This window comes from Inquilinus sp. (genome assembly GCF_039594555.1).
Lineage (GTDB): Bacteria > Pseudomonadota > Alphaproteobacteria > DSM-16000 > Inquilinaceae > Inquilinus.
In genome coordinates this window covers 1-10,637 of the sequence record NZ_JBCNNF010000028.1, presented here as the reverse complement: position 1 = coordinate 10,637, position 10,637 = coordinate 1, and the positions used below count along the sequence as shown (strand labels likewise).

General features: G+C 69.5%; 11 protein-coding genes. 3 read left to right on the top strand and 8 right to left on the bottom strand.

Features of this window, described 5'->3' with window-relative positions; all coding sequences use genetic code 11:
* Positions 1-13 precede the first annotated feature (13 nt).
* A complete protein-coding gene (locus ABDW35_RS05025; RefSeq protein ID WP_343712757.1) occupies positions 14-958 on the bottom strand; it encodes a MoxR family ATPase in 945 nt (314 codons plus the stop codon).
* Between the two features lie 155 nt (positions 959-1,113).
* Between ABDW35_RS05025 and ABDW35_RS05020 the strand changes: the two genes are divergently transcribed.
* Both ABDW35_RS05020 and fabG read left to right on the top strand, forming a co-directional pair.
* Positions 1,114-2,427: an aminotransferase class V-fold PLP-dependent enzyme gene (locus ABDW35_RS05020; protein WP_343712756.1), complete on the top strand. Its 1,314-nt coding sequence runs from the start codon at positions 1,114-1,116 to the stop codon at positions 2,425-2,427.
* 22 nt (positions 2,428-2,449) lie between these two features.
* Complete coding sequence (gene fabG / locus ABDW35_RS05015; RefSeq protein WP_343712755.1) at positions 2,450-3,187, top strand: 3-oxoacyl-ACP reductase FabG; 738 nt, start codon at positions 2,450-2,452, stop codon at positions 3,185-3,187.
* 2 nt (positions 3,188-3,189) lie between these two features.
* Here fabG and ABDW35_RS05010 read toward each other — a convergent pair whose 3' ends face one another.
* From ABDW35_RS05010 to ABDW35_RS04980, 7 genes are all read right to left on the bottom strand, one after another.
* On the bottom strand, positions 3,190-4,395 hold the full coding sequence (locus ABDW35_RS05010; protein WP_343712754.1) for an adenylate/guanylate cyclase domain-containing protein: 1,206 nt from the start codon (positions 4,393-4,395) through the stop codon (positions 3,190-3,192).
* Positions 4,396-4,446: 51 nt separating this feature from the next.
* Positions 4,447-4,767, bottom strand: coding sequence for a type II toxin-antitoxin system RelE/ParE family toxin (locus ABDW35_RS05005; protein ID WP_343712753.1), 321 nt, complete (start codon positions 4,765-4,767; stop codon positions 4,447-4,449).
* Positions 4,754-4,999: a type II toxin-antitoxin system ParD family antitoxin gene (locus ABDW35_RS05000; RefSeq protein WP_343712752.1), complete on the bottom strand. Its 246-nt coding sequence runs from the start codon at positions 4,997-4,999 to the stop codon at positions 4,754-4,756. The genes ABDW35_RS05005 and ABDW35_RS05000 overlap by 14 nt, the downstream gene beginning before the upstream one ends.
* Positions 5,000-5,132: 133 nt before the next feature.
* Positions 5,133-5,930, bottom strand: coding sequence for a xanthine dehydrogenase family protein subunit M (locus tag ABDW35_RS04995; protein WP_343712751.1), 798 nt, complete (start codon positions 5,928-5,930; stop codon positions 5,133-5,135).
* A gap of 12 nt (positions 5,931-5,942) precedes the next feature.
* Positions 5,943-8,309 carry a xanthine dehydrogenase family protein molybdopterin-binding subunit gene (locus tag ABDW35_RS04990; protein WP_343712750.1) on the bottom strand — a complete coding sequence of 789 codons (2,367 nt, stop codon included), beginning with the start codon at positions 8,307-8,309 and terminating at the stop codon, positions 5,943-5,945.
* A gap of 13 nt (positions 8,310-8,322) precedes the next feature.
* Positions 8,323-8,814 carry a (2Fe-2S)-binding protein gene (locus tag ABDW35_RS04985; RefSeq protein WP_088155083.1) on the bottom strand — a complete coding sequence of 164 codons (492 nt, stop codon included), beginning with the start codon at positions 8,812-8,814 and terminating at the stop codon, positions 8,323-8,325.
* Between the two features lie 164 nt (positions 8,815-8,978).
* Positions 8,979-9,770, bottom strand: a complete 792-nt coding sequence (locus ABDW35_RS04980) for a carbon monoxide dehydrogenase subunit G (protein ID WP_343712749.1) — start codon at positions 9,768-9,770, stop codon at positions 8,979-8,981.
* A 234-nt stretch (positions 9,771-10,004) separates the two neighbouring features.
* Here ABDW35_RS04980 and ABDW35_RS04975 point away from each other — a divergent pair.
* Positions 10,005-10,637 (top strand): sodium:proton antiporter (locus tag ABDW35_RS04975; RefSeq protein WP_343712748.1); only part of this gene is annotated, 633 nt, incomplete at its 3' end.

Below are 10,637 nucleotides of genomic sequence, written 5' to 3'. Positions count from 1 at the left end.
TCCTCAGAGACCCTCAGACCGGCATGCGCACGGCGGCGGCGGCCGCGGCGTTGATCTCCGCCCGCATCTCGGACAGGAGCCGCGCCGCCTCGGCGCCCTGGATGCGCTCGATGTCGTCCTGGTACTTCAGGATGGTGCCCAGCGTGTCGCGCACCACGTCGGGGTCCAGCTCCAGCACGTCCAGCTCGGTCAGCGCCTGGGCCCAGTCCAGCGTCTCGGCCACGCCGGGCTGCTTGAACAGATCCATGCGCCGCAGCTTCTGCACGAAGGCGACGATCTGGGCGCTCAGCGCCTCCGGCGTGCCCGGCGCCTTGGCGTGCAGGATGGCGCGCTCGCGCTCGGCATTCGGGTAGTCGACCCAGTGGTAGAAGCAGCGGCGCTTCAGCGCGTCGTGGATCTCGCGCGTGCGGTTCGAGGTGACGATGACGATCGGAGGCTCAATCGCCTTGATGGTGCCGAGCTCCGGGATCGTCACCTGGAAGTCGGACAGCACCTCCAGCAGGAAGGCCTCGAAGGGCTCGTCGGTGCGGTCCAGCTCGTCGATCAGCAGCACGGCGGGGCCGGCGACGCCCGGCTCCAGCGCCTGCAGCAGCGGCCGGCGGATCAGGAAGCGCTCGGCGAAGATGTCGTTCGCCAGCTGGTCGCGGTCCTGCACGCCGCCGGCCTCGGCCAGGCGGATCTCCAGCATCTGGCGCTGGTAGTTCCACTCATAGACCGCGGCGGCGATGTCGAGCCCCTCATAGCATTGCAGCCGCACCAGGCGGCGGCCGAGGGTCGCGGCCAGCACCTTGGCGATCTCGGTCTTGCCGACCCCGGCCTCGCCCTCCAGGAACAGCGGCCGCTTCAGCCGCAGGGCCAGGAACAGCGCGGTCGCCAGCGGCCGGTCGGCGACATAGTCGCCGCGGGACAGCAGAGCGAGGGTCTCCTCGACGGAGGACGGCAGGGCAGCAGCGTTCATCGGACGAATCCCAATTTTCCGGCAGGATACGGGGATGGGCGGGCAGGGGCCAGTGCCAGCGCTGCCGCGGAGCGTCATCGGGCTGTCATCGGGCCTTCGTCAATCCGACGCCGTCGGCATGGTTCCCTCCGCGCGCTCGAAGAGGGGAGAGACCGATGATCGACAATGCCTTCGCGATCCGCCGGCGCACGCTGATGGGCGGCCTGGTCGCCGCGGCCGCGCTGACCCGCACTGGCACGGCCGATGCCGCCGTCGCGCCGACGGCACCCGAGGGGAGCGCGTCCGACCTGGCCGCCAACACCGCCTATTGGGACCAGGTGCGCGGGCTGTATGCCGTGACCGGCGACATCACCAATCTGGAGAACGGCTACTGGGGCATCATGGCCGAGCCGGTGCGTCGCGAATACCAGCGCCTGACCGACATGGTGAACCGCGACAACTCCTTCTACGCCCGCGCCAAGTCCGGCCCGGACCTGGAGGCGGTGCGCCAGGCCGTGGCGGCCGCGGTCGGCGCGGCGCCGGAGGAGATCGCCCTGACCCGCGGCGCCACCGAGGCGCTGCAGCTGCTGATCGGCAACTACAACCGGCTGCAGCCCGGCGACACGGTGATCTATTCCGACCTCGATTATGATTCGATGCAGTATGCGATGAACGCGCTGAAAGCCCGTCGCGGAGTCGAGGTGGTGAAGTTCGCGCTGCCGGAGCCGGCGACGCGCCAGGCGGTGCTGGATGCCTATGACGCGGTGCTGACCGCGAACCCCAAGGCCCGCCTGCTGCTGCTGACCCATATCAGCCACCGCACCGGGCTGGTGATCCCGGTGGCCGAGGTCGCTGCCATGGCCAAGGCGCGCGGCGTGGACGTGATCGTCGACGCCGCCCATTCCTGGGGCCAGATGGACTTCCAGGTGAAGGACCTCGGCGCCGATTTCGTCGGCTTCAACCTGCACAAATGGATCGGTGCGCCGCTGGGCGTCGGCTTCCTCTATATCCGCCGCGACCGGATCGCCGACATCGACCGCGACATGGGCGACGAGGACTGGCCGGAGGCCGATGTCCGCTCCCGCGTCCACACCGGCACGGTGAACTTCGCCGCCGTGCTGGCGGTGCCGCAGGCGATCGCGCTGCACCAGGAGATCGGCGCCGCGCGCAAGCAGGCGCGGCTGCGCTACATGCGGGACTACTGGGTGTCACGCGCGAAGGGGTTCAAGGACCTGCAGATCCTGACCCCGGACGAGCCCGGCAGCTACGGCGCAATCACCTCGTTCCGCCTGGCGGGGCGGACCGACAAGGCGGCGAATGACGCGATCGTGGCGGCGCTGCGCGACACCCATGGCGTGCTGACGGTGCGGCGCGCCGGCGTCGCGGCCGGCCAGTGCATCCGGGTGACGCCGGCCTTGTTCACGCAGGAGGCCGACCTGGACCGGCTGGTGAAGGCGCTGGCGGCGGTGACGGGCTCGACCGCGGGGTAGGGTCGGGTGTTAGACTGGGCGCATGACTGACCTGAAGAACCGAGTAGCCCTGGTCACCGGCGGCTCGCGCGGCATCGGCAAGGCGGTCGCCCTGGCGCTGGCCGAGGCGGGGGCGGCGGTGGCCGTCAACTATCGCGAGCGCGCCGGGGAGGCAGAGGCTGTCGCCGAAGCCATCCGCAAGAGCGGCGGCCGCGCTGCCGCCTTCGGCGCCGACGTTTCGCTTGGCGTCGCCGTGCAGAGCATGGTCGGGGACGTGGAGGAGCGCCTCGGCCCAATCGACATCCTGGTCAACAATGCCGGCATGGCGGCGCCGCGCGGCCTCGACAACATCACCGAGGAGGATTTCGACGCCGCCATCGCGGTCAACCTGAAATCCGCCTTCCTCTGCACCCAGGCCGTCCTGCCGAGTCTGAGGGCGCGGCGCTGGGGCCGGATCGTCAACATCTCCTCGATCGGCGCCCGCATCGGTTCCGGCTCGGTCAGCATCGCCTATGCCGCCTCCAAGGCCGGGCTCGAAGGTCTGACGCGCGGCTATGCGCTGCGGCTCGCGCCCGAAGGCGTGACGGTCAACGCCGTGGCGCCGGGCCTGGTCGACACCGAAATGGGCCAGCCGCTGATCGAGGCCGGAGTCGCCGCCCGCATCCCGGTCGGGCGCAGCGGCACGGCGGACGAGATCGCGAGGGCGGTCATGCTGCTCGTGGACAACGGCTACATCACCGGCCAGACGGTCGCGGTCAACGGCGGCTCGCTGTTCTCCTGAGGCTACGCCGCGTCGGGCACGCTCTCGCCGGCCAGGTCCGGGGCCGGGGTGAACAGCTCCTGCGGCTCGGCCACCCCGCGCAGCCGGCGGGTGCCGGCGGAGATGAGGCGGACCGGGCTCAGCTCGGCGAAGCGCGACGAGGTCAGGATCCGGCGGCCGACCAGCTTGGTCATCTGCTCGATCCGCGCCGCCCGGTTCACCTCCGGCCCGACCACGGTGAAGTCCAGCCGGTCGGGCGCGCCGATATTGCCGAAGATCACCTCGCCGACATGCAGCGAGATGCCGGCATCGATCGCGTCCAGCCCCTCGACCCGGCGGCGGACATTCATGGCGTCGATGCCGGCGAAGGCGTCCAGCGCGCCGATCAGACCGCGGGCGCAGGCCTCGGCCGTGGCCTCGCCATCGCCCAGGCGGAAGATCGCCAGGATGCCGTCGCCCATGAATTTCAGCACCTCGCCGCCGGCGCCGTGCACCGCGCCGACGACGATGGTGAAATACTCATTCATCAGCTGCAGCAGCGCGTCGCGCGGCGTCACCTCGGCCCGGGCGGTGAAGCCGCGCATGTCGCAGAACAGGATCACCGCCTCCAGCGACCGGGCGCCGCCGCGCACCATCTCGCCGTCCAGGATCCGCCGGCTGGCCTCGCGCCCGACATAGGTCTCCAGCAATTGTCCCATCTTCTGCCGGTCGACCATGATCTCGCAGACGGCGCCCAGCGCCGGCAGCAGCTTCTCGACGCAGGCAATCTGCTCGTCGGTGAAGCCCGCCGGATCGTCCGAGGCCAGGCCGAAGCCGGTGGTCCAATGGTCGACGCCGAAGCGCATCGGCATCAGCGCGTAGTCGGTGCAGCCCTCCGCGCGCAGCTCCCGCAGGAGCGGGAAGGAAAGGTCGGCGTCCGGCCCGACCAGGCGCCGGCGCACGATCCTGCCGGTGCGGTGCATCTCTCCCATCGGGCTGTCGTGATAGGTCGGCGTCTCCGACAGCGCGCGCTCGAACCGGATCTCCCGCACCTCCTTGTAGGTCGGGCGCCACTCATAGGCCGCGGCGCTGATCTGCGGCTGGAACTGCGGCAGGTGGAAGGACAGGCGCCACAGCGGATAGCCGGCCTGGACCAGCCGCTCCGCCAGAGCCTGCAGCAGCGGGGCGGGCGAGGGCAGGATCCGCGCCGGCCCGAGCAGCCAGTAGGTGATCTCGTCGGGGTCGAGCATGGTCGTGAGAATGCGCGGTGGCCACGGTTTCGGGAAGGGGGAAGCGCGGCTTCAGATATCCGCAGCCTTCAGGATGGCGATCCAGTCCTGACGGCCGCCGAGCAGGCGCAGGATGGCGATATGGTCGCCGCTCTGCGTGTAGATGATCAGATGGCTCTGATACGGATGGATGCGCACCGGCGGGTCGAACTCCCGATGCTCCCGGGCCAGCGTCGGCATGGCGGCGATCATCTCGAACACGCGGACGAGATCGTCCAGATGGCGATCGGCCTGCCCGGCGGACCAGGTTTCGGTCGAATACCGCCAGATATCGTCGAGATCGGCCAGAGCGGCCGGAGTCAGCCGGTACCGGGCCGCGTCACCCGATATCATGCTGCCGGCGCATCCGACGCTTGAAGGCCTCGACGTCGAAGGGCTCGGCCGGTCCGCTTTCGACACCCTCCGTGATGGCGGCCTGCAGGGCGGCGATCGCCTCCGCCCGCTCCTGATCCTTGCGGATCAGGTCCCGGATATAGTCGCTGACATTCCCATAGCGGCCGCCCTCGGCCTGTCTCTCGACCCAGGTCTTCATGGCGTCCGGCAGAGACACATTCATCGTGGCCATGGCGCCCTCCTGTGGTGGCCGGGCCATGATATGACAGTCTTTGCCAAGTGTCATGGCAAAGACTGTCATGGTAAAGCGGCAACGGCCTGCCTCCGGTCTCCCGAAGACAGGCCGTCGATCGCGAGGAGAGGGATCAGCCCGCAGCCTGCACCGCGCGCTTGGCCATCACCTTGACCAGATGGGCCCGGTATTCGGCCGAGCCGTGGATGTCGCCGTTCATGCCGCCGGGATCGACCGACAGCCCGTCCAGCGCCGCGGCGGAGAAGTTCCCGGCCAGCGCCTGCTCGGCCTCGGCCCAGCGGAACACCCCGTCCGACCCGGCGCCGGTGACGGCGACGCGGATGCCGCCGGCCGTCTTCGCCACGAACACCCCGACCATGGCGTAGCGGCTGGCCGGGTTGTCGAACTTGATGTAGGCGGCCTTCTCCGGCTTCGGGAAGTGGATCGCGGTGATCAGCTCATCCTCTTCCAGCGCCGTGGTGAACAGGCCCTGGAAGTAGTCGTCGGCCGCGATCTCGCGCTTGGTGGTGCGCACCTTGGCGCCCAGGGCCAGCACCGCCGAGGGATAGTCGGCGCTGGGGTCGTTGTTGGCGACCGACCCGCCGATGGTGCCGCGGTTGCGGACCTGGGCGTCGCCGATATCGCCGGCCAGGGCGGCGAGGGCTGGGATCACCCGCTGCACAACGTCCGAGGCCGCGACGGTGGCATGGGTGGTCATGGCGCCGATGGTCAGGCCGCCATTCTCCTCCCTGATCCCCTTCAGCTCGGCCGCGCCGCCGAGGTCGACGACGTCGGAGGGCGAGGCCAAGCGCTGCTTCAGCGTCGGGATCAGGGTCATGCCGCCGGCCAGGAACTTGCCGTCGGAGGCGGCGGTCAGCTTGGCCACCGCGTCGGCCGCGGAGGAGGCCTTCTGGTAGTTGAACGCATACATGGTCTTATCTCCTCACTCGGCCGCCAGGGCGGGAGCGCTGTGGATCGCCCGCCACACCCGCTCCGGCGTCGCCGGCATGTTCATGTCGCGGCCGATCGCATCGGTGATCGCGTTCATCAGCGCCGCCGGCGCCGCGATGGCGCCAGCCTCGCCGCAGCCCTTCACCCCGAGCGGGTTGGAGGGGTTGATGGTCTCGATCATGCCGATCTTGAAGCTCGGCAGGTCGTCGGCCCGCGGCATGCAGTAATCCATGAAGGAACCGGTCAGCAGCTGCCCGGTCTCCGGATCGTAGGTGCAGTTCTCCAGCAGCGCCTGGCCCAGGCCTTGGGCCACGCCGCCATGCACCTGGCCTTCGACGATCATCGGGTTGATCACCCGGCCGAAATCGTCCACCGCCGAGTAGTTCACGACGGTGACGACGCCGGTGTCGGGGTCGACCTCGACCTCGCAGATCTGCGTGCCGGCCGGGAAGGTGAAGTTGATCGGGTCGTAGAAGGCGCTTTCCTCCAGCCCCGGCTCCACCCCGGCGGGATAGTTGTGCGGCACATAGGCGGCGAAGGCGACCTCCTGGATCGTCTTGGCCCGGTCGGTGCCGGCCACGGTGAACTTGCCGTCCTTGAACTCGATATCGGCCTCGGCGGCCTCGAGCTGGTGGGCGGCGATCTTCTTGCCCTTGGCGATGATCTTCTCCGCCGCCTTGACGATGGCGGAGCCGCCGACGGCGAGTGAGCGCGAGCCGTAGGTGCCCATGCCGAAGGGCGTCTTGTCGGTGTCGCCGTGGATGACCTCGACCTGGTCGGCCGGCACGCCGAGATAGCTCGACAGCAGCTGGGCGAAGGCGGTCTCGTGGCCCTGGCCGTGGCTGTGGCTGCCGGTGAAGACGGCGACGTTGCCGGTCGGGTTGAACCGGATCTTGGCCGATTCCCACAGGCCCACGCCGGCGCCGAGCGACCCCACCGCGGCCGACGGCGCGATGCCGCAGGCCTCGATATAGCTGGAGAAGCCGATGCCGCGCAGCTTGCCGCGGCCGGCGCTCTCCGCCTTGCGGGCCGGGAAGCCGGCGTAGTCGGCCAGCTTCAGCGCCTCGTCCAGCGCCTTGGGGTAGTCGCCGCAATCATAGGTCATGATCACCGGCGTCTGGTACGGGTACTGGGTCGGCTGGACGAAGTTGCGGCGCCGCAGCTCCGCCGGGTCCAGCTTCATCTCGCGCGCCGCCAGCTCGACGATGTGCTCGATGACGTAGGTCGCCTCCGGCCGCCCGGCACCGCGATAGGCGTCGACCGGCGCGGTGTTGGTGTAGACCCCGTCCACCTCGCAATAGATCGCGGGGATGGCGTATTGCCCCGACAGCAGCGGCGCGTAGAGATAGGTCGGCACGCAGCTGGCGAAGGTGGAGAGATAGGCGCCAAGATTGGCCGTGGTGTGCACGCGCAGGGCCAGGAACTTGCCGTCCTGGTCCATCGCCAGCTCGGCATGGGTGATGTGGTCGCGGCCATGCGCGTCGGCCAGGAAGCTCTCGCTGCGCTCGCCGTTCCACTTCACCGGCCGGCCGACCTTCTTGGCCGCCCAGACGCAGACCGTCTCCTCGGCATAGATGAAGATCTTCGACCCGAAGCCGCCGCCGACATCGGGCGCGATCACCCGCAATTTATGCTCGGGCGCGATGCCGATGAAGGCGGACAGCACCAGCCGGGCGACATGCGGGTTCTGGCTGGTGGTGTAGAGGGTGAAGCTGTCCGAGCCGCGGTCGTATTCGCCGATCGCCGCCCGCGGCTCCATCGCGTTCGGGATCAGCCGGTTGTTGTGCAGGTCCAGCTTGGTGACGTGGGCGGCGCGGGCGAAGGCGGCCTCGACATCGGCCTTGCTGCCCAGCTCCCACTCATAGACCGTGTTGGCCGGGATGTCGTCATGGACCAGGGCGGCGCCGGCATCGCGCGCCTTCTCCGGCAGCACGACCGGCGGCAGCTCCTCGTAGTCGACCGCGATCTTCTCGGCCGCGTCCTTGGCCTGGTCCTTGGTCTCGGCGATCACCACCGCGACATGGTCGCCGACATAGCGGACCTTGCCCTGGGCCAGGGCCGGGTGCGGCCCGGCCTTCATCGGCTCGCCGTTCTTCGACTTGACCATCCAGCCGCAGATCAGCCCGCCGACCTTGTCCTTCGCCAGGTCGTCGCCGGTGAACACGGCCAGCACGCCCGGCGCGGCCGCGGCGGCGCTGGTGTCGATACTGCGGATCCGGGCATGCGCCACCGGCGAGCGTAGGAAATAGGCATGCACCTGGCCGGGGCGGTTGATGTCGTCGGTGTAGTGACCGTTGCCGGTCAGGAAGCGATAATCCTCCTTGCGGCGCAGCGGGACGCCGATGCCGTCTTGTGCCATGACCGCGCCCCCCTCATTCGGCCGCGACGCGCTGGCCGCCGGATTTGGCGGCGCAGTCGAGGACGGCCTTGACGATGTTGTGGTAGCCGGTGCAGCGGCAGATGTTGCCCTCCAGCCAGTCACGCACCTCGTGCTCGGTCGGGTTCGGGTTGTTCTGCAGCAGGTCGACCGCGCTCATCACCATGCCGGGCGTGCAGAAGCCGCATTGCAGGGCGTGATTCTCGCGGAAGGCCTCCTGCATCGGGTGCAGCGTGCCGTCGGCCGCCGCCAGGCCCTCGATCGTGGTCACCTGGCTGCCCTCGGCCTGGACGGCCAGCATGGTGCAGGACTTGACCGACCGGCCGTCGACATGGACGACGCAGGCGCCGCACTGGCTGGTGTCGCAGCCGACATGCGTCCCGGTCAGCTGCAGGTGTTCGCGCAGAAGCTGTACGAGCAGTGTGCGCGGTTCGACCTGCCGCGTCACCGACCTCCCGTTCACCGTCAGGGTCACGGTGGTGGTCATGAATTCCTCCCAAGCTGGCGTCGGGCCTAAACCGACGCCCGCCGCGGCTTGTTGAACGCCGCGTGCGGGCGGCCGGTCGGGCCACCCGGGAGGAAGGCTAAGGTTTCGTCCGACGATCGGTCAAGCCGGCCGAAGGTGCCGTTCCGCCTGCGTTACGGACGCAATCACAAATACAGGTACAGCAGCACCAGCACGATCACCACCAGCGCGGTGATCCAGACCGCCGGACTCAAGCCCCCGCGGCGTTCCTCGGCGACCGGAGGCGGGGCGGGGCGGGGCGGCGGGGCCACGACCGGCTCGGGCTTCGGCGCCGGCGCGGCCGCGGGCACCGGCTGGGGCGCGGCGATCGGCTCGGCGGTGGCGTGGCTGGGCGCTTCGGCCGGGCCGGGCGGCGTGACCACGGCCTCCGCCGGCACCGGAACCGGGATCGGGATCTCGGCGGCGGCAGGGGCCGGCACGGGCACCACGGGCTCGACCGACGGCGCGGGTGCTGCGGCACCGCCGCCGGCAGCGGCGCGCTGCTCCATCTCGGCGGCGAAGCGGGTGAAGAAGTCGTCGGCCATCTTCTTGGCGGTGCCGTCGATCAGGCGGGCGCCCAGCTGGGCCAGCTTGCCGCCGATATTGGCCTTCACCGCGTATTGCAGCAGGGTGCCGTCGCCATCCTCGACCAGCTTGACGTCGGCGCCGCCCTTGGCGAATCCGGCCGCGCCGCCCTTGCCCTCGCCGGAGATAGTGTAGCTCTCGGGCGGGTTCAGGTTGGACAGGGTGACCTGGCCGCCGAAGCTGGCCTTGACCGGCCCGACCTTGGCGGTGACGGTCGCCGTCATCTCGGTCGGCGAGGTCTTCTCCAGCGTGTCGCAGCCGGGAATCGACCGGCGCAGCACCTCGGGGTCGTTCAGCCCCTCCCAGACCACCGACCGCGGCGCCGCGATCCGATGCTCGCCCGTCATTTCCATGGCACGGTTCCTTCGTCTTGCGCCGGGTTGCGCGATTCATTGGAAGCTAGTGTGCGCCGCGGGATGCGACAACCCTACCTTGGAGGCGTCCGGCCTGGAAAAGGTTGGCTGCTGCGGCCCGCGCCGCCATACTCCGGCCGCCCAAAACCATAAGCCGAAGAAGGGATGTTCATGCCGGTGTTTCGACATGCCTGCCGCTGCCTGGGAGCCGCGGCGGCAGGGACGACTTTCCTCATGTCGACCGCATCGGCCCGGGCCGCCACCGAGGGCGCCCCTCATCTCGACGGATCGCAGCTCGGCCTGGCCTGGATCATCCCGTTCATCGGGATCCTGCTGTCGATCGCGCTGTTCCCGCTGGTCCGGCCGAACTTCTGGCACCATCATTTCGGCAAGGTCGCGGCCTTCTGGGGCCTGGCCTTCCTGCTGCCCTTCGCCGCCATCCATGGCGTCGACCTGGCGCTGTACGAGGTGCTGACCGTCGCGCTGACCGAGTACCTGCCCTTCATCATCCTGCTGGCATCGCTGTTCGTGGTCGCCGGCGGGGTGCGGCTGAAGGGCACGCTGGTCGGCACGCCGGCGGTCAATCTCGGCATCCTCGCCATCGGCACCGCCATCGCCAGCTGGATGGGCACCACCGGCGCCTGCATGCTGCTGATCCGGCCGCTGCTGCGCGCCAATGAGAACCGGCGCTACCGCGTCCACACGGTGGTGTTCTTCATCTTCCTGGTCGGCAATATCGGCGGCGCGCTGACGCCACTGGGCGATCCGCCGCTGTTCCTCGGCTTCCTGCAGGGCGTGTCGTTCTTCTGGCCGACGCAGCACCTGCTGCTGCCGATGCTGCTGTGCTCGGTGGTCCTGCTGGCGCTG

Excerpts from the sequence above, each read along its gene's own strand:
- ABDW35_RS05025 (WP_343712757.1), bottom strand. The coding sequence starts at position 958 with ATGAACGCTGCTGCCCTGCCGTCCTCCGTCGAGGAGACCCTCGCTCTG.
- ABDW35_RS05020 (WP_343712756.1), top strand. The coding sequence starts at position 1,114 with ATGATCGACAATGCCTTCGCGATCCGCCGGCGCACGCTGATGGGCGGC.
- fabG (WP_343712755.1), top strand. The coding sequence starts at position 2,450 with ATGACTGACCTGAAGAACCGAGTAGCCCTGGTCACCGGCGGCTCGCGC.
- ABDW35_RS05010 (WP_343712754.1), bottom strand. The coding sequence starts at position 4,395 with ATGCTCGACCCCGACGAGATCACCTACTGGCTGCTCGGGCCGGCGCGG.
- ABDW35_RS05005 (WP_343712753.1), bottom strand. The coding sequence starts at position 4,767 with ATGATATCGGGTGACGCGGCCCGGTACCGGCTGACTCCGGCCGCTCTG.
- ABDW35_RS05000 (WP_343712752.1), bottom strand. The coding sequence starts at position 4,999 with ATGGCCACGATGAATGTGTCTCTGCCGGACGCCATGAAGACCTGGGTC.
- ABDW35_RS04995 (WP_343712751.1), bottom strand. The coding sequence starts at position 5,930 with ATGTATGCGTTCAACTACCAGAAGGCCTCCTCCGCGGCCGACGCGGTG.
- ABDW35_RS04990 (WP_343712750.1), bottom strand. The coding sequence starts at position 8,309 with ATGGCACAAGACGGCATCGGCGTCCCGCTGCGCCGCAAGGAGGATTAT.
- ABDW35_RS04985 (WP_088155083.1), bottom strand. The coding sequence starts at position 8,814 with ATGACCACCACCGTGACCCTGACGGTGAACGGGAGGTCGGTGACGCGG.
- ABDW35_RS04980 (WP_343712749.1), bottom strand. The coding sequence starts at position 9,770 with ATGGAAATGACGGGCGAGCATCGGATCGCGGCGCCGCGGTCGGTGGTC.